This is a genomic window from Clostridium drakei (genome assembly GCF_000633595.2).
GTDB lineage: Bacteria > Bacillota > Clostridia > Clostridiales > Clostridiaceae > Clostridium_AM > Clostridium_AM drakei.
On sequence record NZ_JIBU02000021.1, the window covers coordinates 1 to 20675 of the forward strand.

General features: G+C 29.3%; 16 protein-coding genes, 2 tRNA genes, 1 other RNA gene and 1 riboswitch. Of the genes, 18 read left to right on the forward strand and 1 reads right to left on the reverse strand.

The features are described 5' to 3' along the window. The first annotated feature begins 383 nt into the window (after nt 1-383). From EG57_RS0211160 to EG57_RS0211170, 3 genes are all read left to right on the forward strand, one after another. Nucleotides 384-1118: a Fic family protein gene (locus EG57_RS0211160; protein ID WP_032077295.1), complete on the forward strand. Its 735-nt coding sequence runs from the start codon at nt 384-386 to the stop codon at nt 1116-1118. 198 nt (nt 1119-1316) lie between these two features. Continuing rightward, entirely contained in the window at nt 1317-1505 is a 189-nt protein-coding gene (locus EG57_RS0211165; RefSeq protein WP_032077296.1) for a hypothetical protein, read from the forward strand. A gap of 43 nt (nt 1506-1548) precedes the next feature. Beyond that, nucleotides 1549-4455, forward strand: coding sequence for a TOTE conflict system archaeo-eukaryotic primase domain-containing protein (locus EG57_RS0211170; protein WP_032077297.1), 2907 nt, complete (start codon nt 1549-1551; stop codon nt 4453-4455). A gap of 176 nt (nt 4456-4631) precedes the next feature. Here the strand turns inward: EG57_RS0211170 and EG57_RS0211175 are convergent. Next, nucleotides 4632-4718, reverse strand: a tRNA-Leu gene (locus EG57_RS0211175). Nucleotides 4719-5107: 389 nt separating this feature from the next. On the opposite strand from EG57_RS0211175, the gene EG57_RS0211180 reads away from it, so the two are divergent. From EG57_RS0211180 to EG57_RS0211240, 15 genes are all read left to right on the forward strand, one after another. Then, entirely contained in the window at nt 5108-5800 is a 693-nt protein-coding gene (locus EG57_RS0211180) for an iron-sulfur cluster assembly scaffold protein (protein WP_032077298.1), read from the forward strand. 21 nt (nt 5801-5821) lie between these two features. Next, nucleotides 5822-6823 carry a GGGtGRT protein gene (locus EG57_RS0211185; protein ID WP_032077299.1) on the forward strand — a complete coding sequence of 334 codons (1002 nt, stop codon included), beginning with the start codon at nt 5822-5824 and terminating at the stop codon, nt 6821-6823. Nucleotides 6824-7365: 542 nt separating this feature from the next. After that, nucleotides 7366-7854: a hypothetical protein gene (locus EG57_RS0211190; RefSeq protein ID WP_032077300.1), complete on the forward strand. Its 489-nt coding sequence runs from the start codon at nt 7366-7368 to the stop codon at nt 7852-7854. A gap of 119 nt (nt 7855-7973) precedes the next feature. Beyond that, nucleotides 7974-8234 carry a hypothetical protein gene (locus EG57_RS0211195; RefSeq protein ID WP_032077301.1) on the forward strand — a complete coding sequence of 87 codons (261 nt, stop codon included), beginning with the start codon at nt 7974-7976 and terminating at the stop codon, nt 8232-8234. 273 nt (nt 8235-8507) lie between these two features. After that, nucleotides 8508-9695: an anaerobic nitric oxide reductase flavorubredoxin gene (locus EG57_RS0211200; RefSeq protein ID WP_032077302.1), complete on the forward strand. Its 1188-nt coding sequence runs from the start codon at nt 8508-8510 to the stop codon at nt 9693-9695. A gap of 115 nt (nt 9696-9810) precedes the next feature. Next, a riboswitch (ZMP/ZTP riboswitch) is annotated at nt 9811-9896 on the forward strand. 146 nt (nt 9897-10042) lie between these two features. Further along, nucleotides 10043-11719: a formate--tetrahydrofolate ligase gene (locus EG57_RS0211205; RefSeq protein ID WP_032077303.1), complete on the forward strand. Its 1677-nt coding sequence runs from the start codon at nt 10043-10045 to the stop codon at nt 11717-11719. Between the two features lie 345 nt (nt 11720-12064). Continuing rightward, nucleotides 12065-12202: a hypothetical protein gene (locus tag EG57_RS26525; protein WP_161782708.1), complete on the forward strand. Its 138-nt coding sequence runs from the start codon at nt 12065-12067 to the stop codon at nt 12200-12202. Between the two features lie 167 nt (nt 12203-12369). Then, nucleotides 12370-12699, forward strand: a complete 330-nt coding sequence (locus EG57_RS0211210) for a YbjQ family protein (protein WP_032077304.1) — start codon at nt 12370-12372, stop codon at nt 12697-12699. 202 nt (nt 12700-12901) lie between these two features. Then, entirely contained in the window at nt 12902-15544 is a 2643-nt protein-coding gene (gene polA, locus EG57_RS0211215; RefSeq protein ID WP_032077305.1) for a DNA polymerase I, read from the forward strand. A 30-nt stretch (nt 15545-15574) separates the two neighbouring features. Then, nucleotides 15575-16210, forward strand: coding sequence for a dephospho-CoA kinase (gene coaE / locus EG57_RS0211220; RefSeq protein ID WP_032077306.1), 636 nt, complete (start codon nt 15575-15577; stop codon nt 16208-16210). Nucleotides 16211-16262: 52 nt separating this feature from the next. Further along, on the forward strand, nt 16263-16787 hold the full coding sequence (locus tag EG57_RS0211225) for a lytic transglycosylase domain-containing protein (RefSeq protein WP_414629345.1): 525 nt from the start codon (nt 16263-16265) through the stop codon (nt 16785-16787). Between the two features lie 311 nt (nt 16788-17098). Beyond that, nucleotides 17099-17182: transfer RNA gene (locus EG57_RS0211230), tRNA-Leu, on the forward strand. Nucleotides 17183-17193: 11 nt separating this feature from the next. Beyond that, nucleotides 17194-17388: non-coding RNA, 6S RNA (gene ssrS, locus EG57_RS25845), on the forward strand. Nucleotides 17389-18192: 804 nt separating this feature from the next. Then, complete coding sequence (locus EG57_RS0211235) at nt 18193-18924, forward strand: N-formylglutamate amidohydrolase (protein ID WP_052037859.1); 732 nt, start codon at nt 18193-18195, stop codon at nt 18922-18924. A gap of 509 nt (nt 18925-19433) precedes the next feature. Next, nucleotides 19434-20651 (forward strand): hypothetical protein, encoded by a 1218-nt coding sequence (locus EG57_RS0211240; protein WP_032077308.1) that lies wholly within the window; start codon nt 19434-19436, stop codon nt 20649-20651. Nucleotides 20652-20675: the final 24 nt, after the last annotated feature.

The window sequence follows — 20675 nt, forward strand, 5'->3', positions numbered from 1 at the left end:
CTTATTACATAGAAATTTTGTCAATAGGATTTTCAATCCATTAATTAAACACTAGTGATATATTATATATATTTGATTGAAACAGATAGCTGTTAATTATAAAAAAGTAAATAAACCTTATCAGAGAAAGTTTGATTTTAACATTTTGGAGACACTGTGTCTGCAAAATTGGATGAAAGTGGGGGTGAAACTTATTAGCAATTCTGGAATTTCAAAAGTTTTGTTTTTATCATTAATATAGTCTTATGTGGTATAATGTGGTTAAAGATATTTATATACACTAGAATTTTATAGAGAATGATAAGTTGGGTTTATTTAGGTATCTTTAAGAAAAAACATTTATTTAAATATATATATAATTTTAATTTATAAAAGGTGATTATATGATTAAAGAAATAGATAGAAAGAAAAAAATACTTGATAGTAAAAGGCCATTTAATAAAGCTGCTGTCAAAAATTTAAAGCAATATTTTGATGTAGACCTTACATACAATTCAAATGCTATTGAAGGAAATACACTTACAATTACAGAAACAAAAGTTATTCTTGAAGATGGTATCACTATAGGAAAAGGTAAATCGTTAAAGGAGCATCTTGAAGTTATAAATCATAAAGAGGCCATTGACTATGTTGAAGATATAGTAAATAGAAATATAGATATTGATCAAAATGTTATAAAAGATCTTCATTATATTATTTTAAAAAGTATAAATAATGAAAATGCAGGAAGATATAGAAGTGTTAATGTTCTCATAAGCGGTAGTAATCACAGACCACCAGAACATTTTTTAGTTCCACAAGAAATGGAGGACTTAATTAAGTGGTATGATGAAAATAAAAATAAACTACATCCTATAGCGCTTGCAGCTGAGTTCCATCATAAATTTACATTTATACATCCTTTTATAGATGGCAATGGAAGATGTGGAAGATTGCTTATGAATTTAATCCTTATGAGAAATGGGTATCCAATTACTGTTATAAGAATGGAAGAGAGAAATGAATATATGAGTGCTCTTGAAAAAGCAAGTGTTGAAAATGATCTTGAAGATTTTATTAATATTATAACTGAAGCTGTAAATAGAAGTTTAGATAAATATATATATATACTTGGATAGAAGAATTTATTCTAAAATAAGTGAAATTGTAGATAAAAATTATATTAGTTAATAACACTTAAATGAAAGCTGTATTTTCGTGTTGATGGATTACTATAAAATAAGTCGTAAATGGCCTGTACTCTTGAAAAAAGAATACAGGCTATTTTAATAAAATCAGTATTTAAACACAAGTGAATAGAGAGGATAGATAAGTAAATGTCAAAAAAGAATTATAATGCTGTGTACGAGGACTATGATTCGGAAAGTGATGAATACTTTTATTATATAGCTGGATATACTTCTAATGGAGTATCGTTTGGAATTACATGGGGAGAAGCTATAAGGGATGGCTTAGTTGAAAAAACTCAATTAATCGAAGAGTCATTTGACGACTTACCATTTTAAAACATATAGTTTTTAATAAAACTAGAGAATCAAGGAGTAAAAAATGAAGTATTATGAACTTTATAATGAATATATAAAGTTGCTAGAGGAAAATAAAGTTTTAAAAATAGAAATAGAGGACTTAAGAAAACGTCTTAGAATAGAGAATTCTGAAGTATGTATGGATAATGAGGATATAACATTAAATGAGAGTGACAATGATGTAGAGATTCCTCAAAGTGAGTGTATACAAATGAATAATAACAGTTCGCCAGAATGCAAAATAAAGTTGTTTATGTCATTATTTAAAGGAAGAGAAGATGTATATGCTAAACGGTGGGAAAATAAAGAAGGTAAATCTGGTTATTCTCCTGTATGCATGAATGAATGGAGGAAAGGAATTTGTTATAAACCTAAAATAAAGTGCTCGGATTGTAAAAATAGAAGATATGGAGTATTAGATATTAGTGCAATTAATAAGCATTTAAGAGGAATAGAAGTTTTAGGAATTTATCCAATACTTAAAGATGATACATGTCATTTTCTTGCTATTGATTTTGATGATGATGGATGGGAAAAGGATATAAATATTTTAAGAGAAGTATGTGAAGAAAAGAAAATACCTTTTGCAATTGAAAGGTCAAGGTCTGGTGCTGGAGCACACATATGGTTCTTTTTTAAAGAAAGTATAAGTGCTGCATCTGCTAGGAAATTTGGAACAGGGCTTCTTACTTATGCAATGACAAAAAGACATCAAATCAAATTTGAATCTTATGATAGATTATTTCCGAATCAGGACACTATGCCAAAAGGAGGATTTGGAAATCTTATAGCTTTGCCAATGCAGCGAAATGTTAGAAGAAATAAAAATAGTGTTTTTATAGATAAAAATTTAGAACCCTATAAAGATCAATGGGATTTTCTAAGTTCTGTTGGTAAGCTCACAAAAGATGAGATTGAGTTTTATATTTCTGAATTTTGTTCTGGCGATGAATTAGGAGAGCTAAAGGAAGATGCAGAGGAAGAAAATAAACCATGGAAAAGAATTAGAAAAAGCTATAAATTGAGTAATGCAGATTTTCCAACTGATGTTCATATTATAAAAGCTAATATGATTTTTATAAACAAAAAGGGATTTTCAAGTAAAACTCTAAACTCTATTAAAAGAATGGCAGCATTTAAAAATCCAGAATTCTATAAAGCTCAGGCCATGAGACTACCAACCTTTGATAAACCAAGAGTTATTTCTTTATCAGAGGAAACATCAGAATATTTATGTCTTCCAAGAGGTACAGAACTTGACCTTTATAAGCTATTTAATAAAAATAAAGTTAACTTTAAGTGTGATGATGAAAGATATATTGGTAAAACAATTTCAGTTACGTTTAATGGAGAGCTTAGAGAAGAACAGGCAGTGGCTGCAGAGGCTATGTTAAAACATGATAATGGAGTGTTATCTGCAACTACTGGTTTTGGTAAAACTGTTATTGGAGCTAAGTTAATAGCTGAAAGAAGGGTAAATACCCTAATAATTGTACATACGCAGCAATTATTAGATCAATGGAAAGAAAGATTAGGTCAATTTTTAGTAATAAATGAAGTTTTAGAGACTGAAAATGTTATTAAAAGAGGACGGAAAAAGAAATCTAGTATCATAGGACAGATAGGAGCAGGTAAAAATAGTTTGAATGGTATTATTGATATTGCTATTATGCAATCGTTGGTAAGAAAAGGTGAAGTTAAAGAATTAGTTAAAGATTATGGAATGGTTTTAGTGGATGAGTGTCATCATGTTTCAGCATTTAATTTTGAACAAATATTAAAAAATGTAGCAGCTAAGTATGTTTATGGATTAACAGCAACTCCAATAAGAAAGGATGGTCATCATCCTATAATATTTATGCAATGTGGTCCGATTAGATATAAAGTGGATGCACGTAAGCAAGCTGAAAAACAGCCTTTTGAACATTATGTTATCCCAAGATTCACTTCTTTCAGAAAGCCTATTTGTCAGGATAAAAAAGAATGGTCAATAGCAGAAATGTATTCTGAAATAAGTACAAGTGAAATTAGAAACGAATTAATTGTTAATGATGTTATAAGCTGTGTAAAAGAAGGGCGAAATCCAATAGTTTTAACAGAAAGAACTTCGCATGTTGAAACTCTTGCTGATGCTTTAAAAGAAAAAGTTCCTAACGTTATTATACTTACTGGAAGAATGTCATCAAAAGATAAAAAAGCTGAAATAAATAAACTTTTAAGTATACCTAAAGAAAGTAATGTGGTGATAGTAGCTACAGGTAAATTTGTTGGAGAAGGTTTTGATGAACCAAGACTAGACACACTTTTTCTTGCAATGCCTATATCATGGAAAGGAACACTACAGCAATATGCTGGAAGGCTTCATAGAATATATGAAAATAAAAATGAAGTTCAAATTTATGATTATGTTGATATTCATGTTAATGTATTAGAAAGAATGTATGAGAAAAGATTAAAGGGGTATGCCTCAATAGGATATTCTGCTAAAAGTGATAGTAAACCCTTTGAAAGAATAAATTCAATCTATAACAATAATAATTTTTTAACTGTATTTAGTAATGATATTTTCTCTGCAAAACATGAGATTATTATATTTAGTCCTTTTATAAGTAAAAGAAGGCTTTTACAAATGCTAAAACTTTTGATGATTGCGATAAAAAACGGTAGTAATGTTAAGGTTGTCACTCGTCCAGAGACAGACTTTAAAGAAAGTGACAAAGAAGCATTAAAAGAAATGCATGAGCTCATAAGAGGATTAGGAGTAGATATTATTTTTAAAACGAATATACATCAGAAATTTGCAATAGTTGATAAAAAGATTGTATGGTATGGGAGTATTAATTTATTAAGTTTTGGAAGAGCTGAGGAAAGTATCATGAGGTTAGAAAGCATAAATATTGCAAATGAGTTATTGGGGACTTTTGAATAAAATAAAAGCTAAGCTAATCTCTTATGCTAGTTAATTATTTTTGACATAATTTACAGATAGAAAAGCCCCAATATAATATGTTAACCTTTCATTAGATTAAATCAAGTATGTGTCTGTATTAAAATAATGAATCAAAAAATAAATAATCCGCACTTTGAAAAAAGTGCGGATACTGATGGTGCCGAAGGCGGGACTTGAACCCGCACGAGTGTGACCTCGACGGATTTTGAGTCCGTTGCGTCTGCCAATTCCACCACTCCGGCAAGCGACAAAATTATAATATCATATAAGTGAGGCATAGTCAAGAAAAATTAAAAAAAGTATAAATGGTTCATGAATTTCATTTGATTATTTTGAGATATATAATATTTATTTAATTTTATGTATTTTTCATACAGGATAATTTTAAAATAGTGTGATCAGATTAAATAAAGAAAGTTTTTTATATTATCATATAAATTTTTATACATAAATGTATTGTTATATTAAGGCATCTTTGCTACAATAGAATTGTTCAATATGAACTGTATTGTACTTGGTGGGAACACAAAAAACCCACTGGGATATAAAAGGTACTAGCAAGGGCAAAATTATAAATTAAGTTTTGGCTCTTATAAAAATAATTTTATCAGTAAGGGAAGGAGAATAAAATATGATTTATTCAACAGAAGTTGACAGAATGTGTTGCGTAGCTAAAGGAGCAAACCACCAATCAGCTCCAATTCCAGAAGAAGGAAAATGGGTGCGTGCTAAAGAGATAAAAGATATATCAGGATTAACACATGGTATAGGTTGGTGTGCTCCACAACAAGGTGCTTGCAAGCTTACTTTAAATGTTAAAGATGGAATAATTCAAGAAGCTTTAGTTGAAACAATAGGATGTTCAGGAATGACTCATTCAGCAGCTATGGCATCAGAAATACTTCCAGGAAAGACTATACTTGAAGCATTAAACACAGATTTAGTTTGTGATGCTATAAATACAGCAATGAGAGAATTATTCTTACAAATAGTATATGGAAGAACTCAAACTGCTTTCTCAGAAGGTGGACTACCTATAGGAGCAGGTCTTGAAGATTTAGGAAAAGGATTAAGAAGCCAGGTTGGTACTATGTATGGTACAAAAGCTAAAGGAACTAGATACCTAGAAATGGCTGAAGGATATGTTACAAATGTAGCTTTAGATGAAAATAACGAAGTTATAGGATATAAATTCGTTCACCTTGGAAAAATGATGGAAATGATAGGAAAAGGAATGGACGCTAACGAAGCTAAAGAAAAGGCTACTGGACAATATGGTAGATTTGATGAAGCTACAAAAGTTATTGATCCAAGACATGAATAATATATAAGGAGGACGTTTGAAATGGCATTATTTGAAAGTTATGAAAGAAGAATTGATCAAATTAAACCAGTGCTTGAAAAGTATGGCATGAAGACTATAGAAGAAGCTAAGGCTGTTTGTGATGAAAAGGGAATAGATGTTTATAACATAGTTAAATCAACTCAGCCAATATGTTTTGAAAATGCTTGCTGGGCTTACATATTAGGTGCTGCAATAGCTATAAAAAAAGGATGTAAAAAGGCTGCTGAAGCTGGAGAAGCTTTAGGAGAAGGCTTACAAGCTTTCTGTATTCCAGGATCAGTTGCAGACGATAGAAAAGTTGGAATAGGACATGGAAATTTAGCAGCTATGCTTTTGAGAGAAGAAACTAAATGTTTTGCTTTCTTAGCAGGACATGAATCATTTGCAGCTGCTGAAGGTGCTATAAAAATAGCTGAAAAAGCTAACAGAGTTAGAAAAGAGCCATTAAGAGTTATATTAAATGGTCTTGGAAAAGATGCTGCTTACGTAATTTCAAGAATTAATGGATTTACATATGTTGAAACTAAATTTGACTACTATACAGGAAAATTAGAAGTAGTTAGAGAAGTTGCTTTCTCAAAAGGCGAAAGAGCTAAAGTTAAATGCTATGGTTCAGACGATGTTAGAGAAGGTGTTGCTATAATGCACAAAGAGGGAGTTGACGTATCAATAACTGGTAACTCAACTAACCCAACAAGATTCCAACATCCAGTTGCAGGAACATACAAAAAAGAATGTTATGAACAAGGTAAGAAATACTTCTCAGTTGCATCAGGTGGTGGTACTGGAAGAACTCTTCACCCAGATAACATGGGAGCAGGTCCAGCTTCTTACGGTATGACAGATACTATGGGAAGAATGCATTCAGATGCTCAATTCGCAGGATCTTCATCAGTTCCAGCTCATGTTGAAATGATGGGATTAATCGGAATGGGTAACAACCCAATGGTTGGAGCTTCTGTTGCAGTTGCAGTTGCTATTGAAGAAGCCATGAATAAGTAATGGAAAATTTGAATAGTTAAAATAAAAGTCCCAACATAATAAAAAAACATCCCAAACTCATAAAAAATTCCGTAAAAAATATATAGATATTAAATAAATGAACGATTAAAGAGCATGAAGGAAATGCAAGAGAAAATCTTGTAAAACCCTTCATGCTTTTTATTTTTTCGTACCTTGCTAAGCCTTGATAATATATTGATTTAATATTTGTAGGTTAATTGGAAATGTTGGTATTAAGTTTATAATTAAAGTATAATAATAATGAATATTTCAAAAATTTCAGAAACAATTTTAATGGGGTATTATGTTGAATTTTAACAATAACAAAATTATATAAATACAAATTATTGTAAGGTGAAAATTAGAAACTTGAAATAAGCAGTAACTATTATATAGAAATGAATGAGAGCAGAACAATTCAACTACCAAAAGAAAAAGGAAATTACATTTATAAAATAGAAGGAATATGGGATGATACCCATTCAACATCAAATATTTTTAAAATAAGTGTTAAGTAAGTAAAAGGGATAGGATGTGATTACATGAGTGCATATTCATTTATAGCAACTGACTACGAAATACAAGAGGTTCATAATTCAAAGGAAAAAATTATTACTGTTCAGGAGGCCATTAAATTAGGATTAAAAGCACATGAATTTATGCCCTGGGAGAATATGAATCCAAATGATACGATATCGCTCTTTGAAAAAGAAGATGATTTATATGAATTGGTTATTACAAAGGGAACTGAATATGAAAAAAATGTAAGGTGGTATACTGACAAACCATTTATTTACTCTGTAAATTTTAAGTATACAGAATTAAGAGCAAAGCAATTGTTAGAATACATAAAGGAAAAACTTAGAAAAGGACATCAATTGGAAATATGGTCAATATGGCTTGATGATAGGCAGAATATTAAACCTACTATATGCAATTATGAACAAGTTTCAATAGATAACTTAAAACAAATGTATGATTGGAATGATGAAAAGCATGTAACTCATGGTTGCATAATAATAAAAAGGTAAAAACTTTAAACATACTGAATAGTAAAAAAATAGACTTCATTATTTCTGCTGATAACATTACCTTCATACATTAGTAATATATTATGGAGTACTAAAAACGAATTAAAGGTGGTGTGATTTTGAAAAACAAATATTTAGTAATCAGATTTATGTGTGGAATAGCAGCAATTGTATTGGCTATGTGTCATTTTATAGGAAAGATAGATAATGAAAAATTAATGCCATTTATTATCATTGATTTATTTCTTTTGCAGATTTTTGATTATAGATCAAGTAAGAAATTTCAATCATATACAAAATATGATGGTTTAAAAATAATTTTATCTTGTATATTGTTTTTTTGGATCATAGTAATAGCAATTTCAATATTCCATACATAAATTATAAACAAGTTTTAATACATATAAAATTTAATATTTTATGTGAAAAATGTGAGAACATGTACAAAAGTGATTGCTGATAAAAAATCAGTAAAATTACCTAGAGTATATGGTTTTTTATTTTGTTTATTTTAGTAGAGGTGAGGTATGTATATTTTAAAGGTAAGTAAATTCTTCTTATAGTGATAGATAAAATATCAATTATAAGCACATAATACTTAAAAAAGTAATTATGCAGTAAAACATGGAAGTAAGAAAGATGGAGGTTTTTATATGAGCTTTAAAATAAATGATACTGTTACTTGGGTTGGAAAGATTGATTGGGAGCTAAGAACTTTCCATGGTGAAGAATACTCTACACATAAAGGTTCTTCATATAATTCATATTTGATTAGAGATGAAAAGACAGTACTTATTGATACTGTTTGGCATCCATTTGCTAAAGAATTTGTAGCTAATTTAAAAAAGGAAATTGATTTAAACAAAATAGATTATATAATCATGAACCATTCTGAAAGTGACCATAGTGGTGCGCTTTTAGAGCTAATGAAGGAAATACCTAATACCCCGATTTATTGTACTAAAAGTGGTGTGAAAATATTAAAGGGACATTATCATAAGGATTGGAATTTTATAGAGGTAAAGACTGGGGATAGTCTAAATATAGGTAGAAATAAACTTACATTTGTAGAAGCAAGGATGCTTCATTGGCCTGATTCAATGTTTACATATTTATGCGGCGAAAATATTTTATTTAGCAATGATGCCTTTGGGCAGCACTATGCTTCTGAATTGATGTATAACGATAAGGTTGATCAAGGTGAATTATTTCAGGAGGCAATAAAATACTATGCTAATATTTTAACGCCCTTCAGCAAATTTGTTGTAAAAAAAATAGAAGAAGTAATAAGTCTTAATTTACCTGTCAATATGATTTGCACTAGTCACGGAATAATGTGGAGGGATAATCCGCTTCAAATAGTCAATAAGTATATGGAATGGGCAAAGGATTACCAAGAAGATCAGATTACAATAATTTATGATACAATGTGGAATGGCACAAGAAAGATGGCTGAAGCCATAGCAGAAGGAATAAAAAATTCGAACAAAGATGTTGTTATAAAGATCTTTAATTCATCTAAAAATGATAAAAATGATATTATTACCGAAGTATTTAAATCAAAGATGGTACTTGTTGGTTCATCAACAATAAATAACGGAATATTATCTTCTATATCTGCAATATTGGAGATGATTAAAGGACTTAGTTTCAAGGGAAAGAAAGGGGCAGCCTTTGGTAGTTATGGTTGGAGTGGCGAATCAGTAAAAATTATTAGTGAAGAATTAAATGAGGCTGGTTTCGAAATAGTAAGTGAAGGAATAAAAGAATTATGGAATCCAGATGAAGAGGGATTAAGTAAATGCAGAGAGTTCGGAAGTAATGTTTTAAAAAAAATATAGGAAAATATTTATATTTATTAATTGACATAATTAACATTATCATTTAATATTAAGATACAGTGATAAAATTTATAATTACATGTTTATTTAAGCAGTAATTTTTATTTTGAAAATTTAAGAGTCGCACGACTGGCGGAAGTGGAGTTTACCACAGGGAGTGTGATTTATAAACTATAAATGTCGACCGCCTGGGCAAATTTGTCCAGGCGGTTTTACGTTTTTCGTTAACTGTTGGACATCTTTAATTAAATTGGAAGAGAAACTTTTTATAAAGTTAAACTATCTTCTTAATGTTTAATACAAAGGAGATAAAAATAAATAAAAATTAGAGATGGGGGTAATTTAAAATGGGTTTTAAATCAGACATTGAAATAGCACAGGAGTGTAAGCCACAAGACATAAGAAATATAGCTGCAAAAATAGGTATTTCTGAAGATGACATCGAGCTTTATGGAAAATATAAGGCTAAAGTAGATTACAACTTATTAAAGAAAACTCCAGGAAAAAATGGTAAGCTAATTCTTTGCACAGCAATTAATCCAACACCAGCAGGAGAAGGAAAAACTACTACATCAATAGGTGTAGCTGATGCTTTATCAAAATTAGGTAAAAATACAATAGTTGCATTAAGAGAACCATCACTAGGACCAGTATTTGGAGTAAAAGGTGGAGCAGCAGGTGGCGGATATGCACAAGTTGTTCCAATGGAAGATATTAATTTGCATTTTACTGGTGATTTCCATGCAATAGGGGCAGCTAACAATTTATTAGCAGCAATGTTGGATAACCACATATATCAAGGAAATGTGTTAGATATTGATCCAAGAAGAATAGTTTGGAGAAGATGTGTTGACATGAATGACAGACAATTAAGATTTGTTGTTGATGGTATGGGTGGAAAAGTTAATGGAGTACCAAGAGAAGATGGCTTTGATATTACTGTTGCTTCAGAAATAATGGCTATATTCTGTTTAGCTAGTGATATAGAAGACTTAAAAGCTAGACTTGCTAGAATAGTCGTAGCATATACAAGAAGTGGAGAACCTGTAACAGCTGGACAGATAAATGCTCAAGGTGCTATGACTGCATTACTTAAAGATGCATTAAAACCAAATCTGGTTCAAACTCTTGAAGGAACACCGGCATTTGTTCATGGTGGACCATTTGCAAATATAGCCCATGGATGTAACTCAATAATGGCTACAAGAATGGCTACTCATTTTGCAGATTATGTAGTTACAGAGGCAGGTTTTGGAGCTGATCTTGGAGCTGAAAAATTCTTGGATATTAAATGTAGAATGGCTGGATTAAAGCCAGATGCAGTTGTAATAGTTGCTACAGTAAGAGCATTAAAATACAACGGTGGAGTACCAAAAGCTGATTTAAATAATGAAAATTTAGAAGCTCTTGAAAAAGGACTTCCAAATTTATTAAAGCATGTTGAAAATATAACTAAGGTATTTAAATTACCAGCAGTAGTTGCAATAAATGCATTTCCAACTGATACTCAAGCTGAACTGAAATTGGTTGAAGATAGATGTAAAGCTCTTGGAGTAAATGTTAAACTATCAGAAGTTTGGGCAAAAGGCGGAGAAGGTGGAGTTGAAGTTGCCAAAGAAGTAATAAAATTAATAGAAACAGAAGAAAACAACTTCCAATTTGCTTATGATGCAGAAATTCCAATAAGAGAAAAAATAAAAGCTATAGCTCAAAAGATTTATGGTGCTGATGATGCAGTATTTACAGCACAAGCTGAAAAAGAAATTGATGAATTAGAGAAAAATGGATTTGGTAAAACACCAGTATGTATGGCGAAAACTCAGTATTCTTTAACGGATGATCAGACTAAACTTGGAAGACCAACAGGCTTTAAAATAACCGTAAGACAAGTAACAATTTCAGCAGGAGCAGGATTTGTTGTTGCTTTAACTGGAGCAATAATGAAAATGCCAGGACTTCCTAAAGTTCCAGCAGCTGAAAAAATTGATGTTAATAATGATGGAGTAATAAGTGGATTATTCTAATAATCATGTTGTTTTATAACTTGAAGAGTTAATATAAAAAGTGAGAAGCCAATGTTTTAGTAATATTTTGTGTACTGAAGCATTGGCTTCAATTTATGATAAAGATATAAAAAAGCAATATAATGTCAATAAAAAATATTGCATTTAAAATAATATTCTAAATATTTTCAATATTCTTTTAAAAAGGTAGTGACATTTCTTTATAAAAATATTATAATGATATTATAAAATAACAAAAAACATATGTAATTTAAATATTAAACAAAAGGGGAAACCTTATACTATGATTTTTTGGAACTAAACTATTTGAAATGCATATTAATGGGTAAAAGGGGAGTGGTTTTCATGAAGAATATTATTAATGAAAATAAAAAAGATATTCAAGTTACTAAAAGAGATAAAAAAGCAGCTAAAAAAATAAGGAGAAGAGAATCACATAGATTCCTTTTCGATATGGTTAGTGCTCTATTTAGTAGAGGTTAGAATTTTAAATACGGCATCAGCAGAGGTTTTTCTGCTGTTTTTTTATGGAGATTTAACACTTCCAATGATATACTTAATTTGTGATTTTATCAAGTAGAATTTATAATATCTATTTTAAAAATTTAAGTTGTGGTTTAAGTTAAAATTAAGAAAGGGGAAATAATGATATGGATAAATTAATGGTAACAACAGCATTTGATATAGCGGGATATAAGATTATAGAAAATCGTGGATTAGTGAGAGGCGTAATTGTTCGTTCAAGAAGTGTTATAGGAAACATAGGAGCTGGACTACAAAGTCTTGTAGGAGGAAATATATCTTTGTATACAGAACTTTGTGAACAAACCAGAGAAGAGGCATTTGAACTAATGATGGAGCATGCTGATGAAATGGATTCAAATGCCATTATTGGAGTCAGATATGATGCCAATGAAGTTACACAAGGAATAACAGAAGTTTTATGTTATGGAACTGCAGTTAAAGTAGAAAAGGAATAATTAAGAAAGCATCTGCATTTATTTGTAGATGTTTTTTTATTAGAAATATGGGTATTATTAAAATAAAAACAAACTTAATTTAATAAAATATTAAAAAAAATAGAGAATATACTTGCTAAGATGATATAATAAAGAGATTGAGAAAATGGAAAATTGAAATTAGTTTATATAGATAAAAAAATTAACAAATTTGGAGGGTCTTATGTCTAAAGAAAAGTTATTAATACTTGATGGAAATAGTTTAATGAATAGAGCGTTTTATGCACTGCCACCGTTAACTAACTCTCAAGGACTACATACTAATGGAGTATATGGTTTTGTAACAATGCTTTTAAAAATGAGAGAAGAAATTGATCCTAATTATATAGTTTGTACGTTTGATAGAAGTGCTCCTACATTTAGACACAATGAATATAAAGATTATAAAGCAGGTAGAAAAAGAATGCCAGAGGAGCTTGCAGAACAGTTCCCTGTAGTAAAAAAGCTATTAAATCTGCTTTCTATAAGTATGTTTGAAATTGATGGATTTGAAGCAGATGACCTTATAGGAACCCTTTCTGTATATGCAGAAAAGAAAGATATAGAAGTTTATATAGTCACAGGAGATAAAGATGCGCTTCAATTAGCAACAGATAATGTAAAAGTTGTTATAACTAAAAAAGGAATTACAGAAAAAGAGATATATGATAAGAGTAGAATGATTTCAGAATTTGAAGTTACTCCAACTCAATTTATAGATGTAAAAGGTCTAATGGGAGACAAATCGGATAATATACCTGGTGTCCCAGGGGTTGGTGAAAAAACGGCATTTAAGCTTATAAAAGAATATGGAAGCATAGAAAATGTATTAAATAATATAGATAATATTAGTGGAAAAAAAATAAAAGAAAATTTAATGGAGTATAGTGAACAGGCAGTATTTAGCAAGAAGCTAGCTACTATCATGCTTAATGTTCCTATAGAAATAGATTTAAATGAAATAAAATCTAAGGAAAATTATGATGTAGAAGGTGTAAAAAATTTATTTATAGAGCTTCAATTTAAATCACTTATAGATAAAGTAATAGGTGAAAAAGAATTAAAGGAAGAAATTGAAAAAGAAGATATTAAAGTTGACTTTAAAAATATAAGTAATATAAAGGATTTAAAAAAGTTTAAGGAAGACATAATTTCAATTGCAAAGGATGAAATTTTATACTTAACTTTTAAAATTATAGATGGCAATATTTACTCAAAAAGTTATATAGAAAAGATATTTTTAAATATAGATAATAGAAATTATGTAATAGAAATTCAAAAAATATATGAAGAAGATAATGAAGAGACATTAAAATCCCTTAAGGATATATTTGAAAATGATAAAATAGAAAAAGTAAGTCATAATGTAAAAGTTCCATATACTGTATTTAAGAAAATGGGAATAAACTTTACTAGTGTAAAATTTGATACAGAAATAGCTGCTTATTTAATTGATTCTTCTAGAGGAGAATATGAATTAAATTCTATTATACAGGATTATCTTAAAATAATGCTTCAAGGAGAAGAAGATGAAATCAAAGTAAAGGAAACCTCTCTTTTAAAAGATGTTTTTGAAATTCTGAATAAACAAATAGAAAAATTGAATATGGAAGAACTTCTATATGAGGTAGAACAGCCACTTACATTAGTTTTAGCATCTATGGAATATGAAGGCTTTAGGGTTGATAGTGTAAAATTAGATAAACTAGGAGAAAAGTTTAAGATAGAAATAGATAAGCTTAAGACGGATATATATGGGTTGGCAGAAGAAGAATTTAATATTAATTCACCTAAGCAGCTTGGAAAAATATTATTTGAAAAACTTGATTTACCTGTAATTAAAAAGACTAAAACGGGATATTCCACTAATGCAGAGGTTTTAGAACAGCTTTTAGATAAACATCCTATTATAGAAAAAATAACTCATTATAGACAGTTTGCTAAGCTTTATTCTACATATATTGAAGGATTAAAAGCTGTAATTGATAAAGATAGAAAGATACATTCTAGTTTTAATCAAACAGTTACTACTACAGGAAGATTATCAAGTACAGAACCTAATCTTCAAAATATACCAATAAAGTATGAAATGGGTAGAGAAATAAGAAAAGTATTTGTACCTGAAGATGAAAATTCAATAATACTTTCAGCAGATTATTCACAAATAGAACTTAGAGTACTTGCTCATATAGCTGATGATGAAAATTTAATAAGTGCTTTTTTTAATCATAGTGATATTCATACTAAAACCGCATCAGAAGTATTTAAAGTTCCTATAGATCAGGTTACTAAACTTCAAAGAAGCAATGCTAAGGCTGTAAACTTTGGAATAGTTTATGGTATAGGTGACTTTAGTTTAGCTAAGGATTTAAAGATATCAAGAAAAGAAGCTAAGAATTATATAGATACTTATTTTGAAAGATATCCAGGTGTAAAAAGGTATATGGATACTGTTATAAAGCAGGCAGAAGATAATTTGTATGTAACTACTATAATGAATAGAAGAAGGTTTATACCTGAAATAAAAAATTCTAAAAAGATGGTAAAGGCTTTCGGTGAAAGATTGGCCATGAATACACCTATTCAAGGTAGTGCTGCAGATATAATAAAGATGTCTATGGTAAATGTATATAATGTTCTAAAAAGTAAAAATTTGAAGAGTAAAGTAATACTTCAAGTGCATGATGAACTTATTTTGAATGTATATAAGGATGAATTAGAAGAAGTAAAAGAATTAGTAAAAAATCAAATGGAAGATGTTATGAAATTAAAAGTGCCTTTAGAGGTTGATGTTAATGTTGGAGATAATTGGTACGAGGCAAAATAAGTTTTTTAAATACAAATGGGGTGGTGACTTATGCTTAAAATCGGACTTACTGGTGGAATAGGAAGTGGAAAAAGTACCATTTCTGAAATGTTTAGAAAAAGAGGATTTAATATTATAGATGCAGATATTGTAGCTAGAGAGGTATTAAACAAATATCCTGAAATTATTTGTGGAATAAAGAAAAATTTTGGAGAAAGATTTGTTGATGAAAATGATAAACTAAAAAGAAGAGAATTAGGTGATTTTATATTTGCTGTACAAGAAAGAAGAAAAAAATATGAAGAGATAATTATGCCTTTTATTATAAAGGAAATCTTTTATATAATAAGTGAATTGGATAAGAAGGGTAAAGAAGTGTGCATACTTGATGCTGCTACCCTAATAGAAAATAATTTACACAAGTACATGGATATAAATATACTAGTTTGGGTAGATTCTTCAACACAACTTGAAAGAATTAAAAATAGAGATAAGTTGCCACATAGTGAAATTCTCAATAGAATAAATTCACAAATGTCTTTACAAGAAAAAATTAAATTTGTAGATTATACTATAGATAATTCAAAAAGTTTAGAGAATACAGAGGAAGAATTAAATATAACTTTAAAAGAGATTGTCAGAAATTTTAGGGGGGTGAAGTGCCTTAATAAGTTAGGCACAAATTAATTTGAAAGGAATTAAAAGAGCAATAGGTTTTATAGCATTAATTGTATTATTAATGAATGCAAAAAATATAGTTAAATACTTTTATCCATTAAAGTATGTAGATAGTATAGTTAAATATTCCTGTAAGTATGAATTAGATCCCTATTTAGTAGCGGCAGTTATAAAAACTGAGAGTAATTTTAATAAAAATGCAAAATCAAATAAAAATGCCTATGGACTTATGCAAATAACTCCAGATACAGCGAATTGGGCAGCTGAAAAAATGGGTGTGAAGAATTTTAAAACAGATATGTTGAATGATGCTGATTTTAATATAAATATGGGATGCTGGTATTTAGATAATTTAAAGGATGAATTTGATAACAATATGGATTTAGTGTTGGCAGCATATAATGGAGGAAGAGGTAATGTTCAAAAGTGGTTAAAGAGCTCACAACATTCTTCTGATGGAAAAAAACTTCACTACATTCCTTTTAAGGAAACGGACAAGTATGTTAAAAAGGTTAAAGTAAATTGTAATATATATAAATATTTATATAAGAATGATAAAAAAATGCAAAAATATAATAATAATTAGTTCAAGTTTTGTATTTAACAATTGTTAAAAACAATTTATTGACGAAGATAAGAACAAATAGTATAATAATCATAGTTGCAAAAGACAAATAAGTATGCAGGAGTGGCGGAATAGGCAGACGCGCACGTTTGGGGTGGCGTTATGTTATTGTCACTTTTGAATTTTAATATTGTCAATTAAATAAAATGCGGGGATGGCGGAATCGGCAGACGCGTACGTTTGTGAGTAAGCATACTCTGTGATAGAAATGTTAAACAGCTTTAATAGGCATGTTGACAAAAATTATAAATATGATAAAATGATATAGAAATGCGAAGGTGGCGGAATGGCAGACGCACTACTTTGAGGGGGTAGCGAGTAACATCATGTGGGTTCAAGTCCCATCCTTCGCACCATTAAAATTGCATAATTTCTGGAATATTTGTGAGACTCTATAGTTTGAACCTACATTACATTAACGGGAGTTCGACATTTAGCTGTGGATATGTACTTTCTTGTGAGACCTTTTGACGGCTTTGAGAGCGATAGAAACATCTGTGAGGGCACCAACCTATCGAAGAGATAGGTGTCAAAATTAGGGCGGCGGTATTTCGGATTTTAATTTAAAAGCAAAGGGAGATTTAATCTCTCTTTTTTATTGTTTATAAATATGAAAATTCCAAAAAACTTTGATCTTGATCTACACAGTGAAATTAAATAATTGATACGGATAAAAATGTTTTGACTCAGTTAATCTAGTTATTAAATTATGATTAAATAGGTACTGAAAATCCTAGTATAAAACCGAACATTCATTTTTAAATTTATGAAAGTTGCTTTTTATCTTAGAAAAAATCTAGAAACTATTCATAATGCAATTACTTTATAAAAGGCTATCTCTATGTATGTAATAATCGCATGGAGTATAGCTTTTTATTTTACAACAAAATCAGAAATTGAAGATATAAAACATTATAAGTGAGGATAAAGATCAAATGATTTTTCAACAACAAATTAATGATGTAGTTGATATATTCAGATCTCATAGATGAGCTTAATTGCTGATACCAACAACACTAGCAATTCAGGCATTTCAAGCAAAAATATACAATTTATTAAACAGTGACATATAGATATTGTTGCATATAGTATAATTTTGATACGTTATCTGTAAAAATAGAAAGCTATAAAACTGCATAATTACAAGGACTAAATAACTTTACCTAAGACTTAGATATCACTTTTGATACGGATAAAATATATAAAAAATAGCCTTTTTATTCCCTAAGAAGGACGGTATAATACCATACAAAAAAATGTATTTGAGGAAATATAAGTATATAAAATTTCTACTATAAACTTTGAGTTAAATTAAAGATTTATAGTAGCAATTTATAGATTTTATAAATCCTTCTAGGGAGGAAAAATGGGAAAAGTTATACTTCATATACCACATAGCTCTATGCTAATACCTGATTACATAAGAAAGGATATATTGCTAATTGATTCTGAACTTAAGGAAGAAATGGAGTTAATAACGGATTTGTACACAGATTTGATTTTTAATGGTAAAGATGTTGTAAAATTTGAATTTAGTAGATTTGTATGTGATGTTGAGAGATTTGAAGATGATAAGTTGGAAACTATGGCTAAGCTTGGGATGGGTGCCGTATACTTAAAAATACCATCAGGTAAGGAACTTAGATATTTTGATAACGTTAAAAGAAAGCATATAATGGATAACTATTATAAAATACATCATGCTAGGCTTGAAGCAATGGTTAATGACAAGTTGGATAAGCATAATGAATGTTTTATACTTGATTGTCATTCTTTTAATCCCAATACTAATTATGTACAAATGCAAGGAGTGCCAGATATCTGCATAGGCGTAGACAATTATCATACTTCAGCTAAAACTAAAGATGATGCAATTAGTATATTTCAATCTTTGGGGTATAGTGTGAGGATAAACAATCCTTTTAGTGGTAGCATAGTACCTATGAATTATTACAATAAAGATAAGAGAGTAAAATCTATGATGATAGAATTAAATCGTAGAATATATATTAAAGGTAGAACCGAAATTGATGAAGAAGGCATGCAAAGGGTTACTTCTGCATGCAATCAAGTAATAGATTCAGTAGAAAATGAATAATGTAATTGCTTAAGGTAATTTGATACAGATAAAATAATCTTTTGACCCAGTTAACCCAATAATTGAAATTGCCTTAAAGTATATAAAAAATATTATAACTGAGCCTGACATGTGCTTTGAAACCATGTGCTTTGAAACAATGAAAATAATTTCTAGAATTCATGAATGGTTTTAAAATACTACTCTTAGTATAATGACTTTTTCAAAGGCTATCTCAATGCATGGATTAATTGCATTGAGTATAGTCTTTTATTTTGAACATTTCAGAAAGTTTTTGAAAATAAAATATTATAGTAGTAAGAGAGTAAGGATTAAAAGCATTTTTTCAATAAATTGATAGTGTAGTTATAAGTTAAGTATTTGCAGATTAATTAGTAAATGTTAGTATTGATATATAACAATTGGATAAAGTTTATGTAATATCTGGGGTATTAGATTAGGAGACACTATGTATATGTATTAATCAATCCTGCAATGTTATAGAGAGATTTAAAATGCGGAGGTTAACTATGTCAGAAAAGTTATTAATAGCGAGATATAAGGATGGTTTTGTTCAGTATTGTGAATACCAGAAATCAATTCATGAAGGAAAGCTGTATTGCCCATTTTGTGATACTCCAATTAGAGTAACTTATAATATAAAGGGATTCTTCATGGCTTGGAAAAATGAGGGTGGACATAATTGTGGTAAAGCAAGAGAACAAGCCAAATATCTTGATGCAGATTGGAAGGGCAGAAAAATAACAGAGATTTTACGTAATGAAGGAGGCGAATTAGAAATAACCATTGATATTAACACCTTGGTGTATTCAAAAAGAAAAAATATAGATGGTACGGAAAATAATATAGATGGTTCATTTAATGAGAAAAACCAGGATGTTTTTCCAATCTGTAAAGATAGAGAAGAAGTGTTTAGGGATGTTGTAAGAAGTGTATACCAAATGAAACGAATCTTAGAGAATAATGAGCAAGAGTTTTTAAAAAAACTTAAGTTTAAATTTAGGACAAGCGAAGGGGTAGTTTCTTTAAACGATATAGTATTTAAGATACATGAGTTAAACCATAATATTGTTGGGAAAACAAGATTCGTTATGTTTAAGGTAAATAATAGTGTATTAAACAATGAAATTTTATATATTAATTCTTATAGTGCAAGAGGTGTTAATTTAACAGCTAAATTGAATTACCCATATAATAAAAATCCGTTTAAGAGATTGCATGGTGAATATGTCATAGCCTATGGCAAGATTACGTATTCAGAGAAATCTGGTAAATACTTTGTAACACTAACGAATGATTTTCAAATAAGAAAATTGAAAGAAGATGTTGGCGCTGAATTTTTTGATGAGATAGAGTTTGAAAAATATGACTATAAAGCATTTGTTAAGCCAGAAAGAACTAATGAAAGCATAAATAAGAATGTAAATAAAGTTTTAGAAAACAAAAAAGTAGATAAAATAGAAAAAAAAATAAATAAAACTATTACGAATAACAATACCAATACAGGAATCAAAACTAATTATGTACACAAAAGTAGCTTAGTTAACGATAGCATTGACAAGTCTAAAATTAATAATCCAAATGATGTTAAAATCAAGCAATTAGAAAAATTTGAACAAAATATCAATTATAAAAGAGAAAATTCACCAGTTTCTGAGCCAAATGTAAATTCAGGTGGTTTTATTTCAGGGGTAAAGAGACTACTAAAAAATCTTATTGGTAAATAATTAATAGTAGTTTTGAAGTGCATC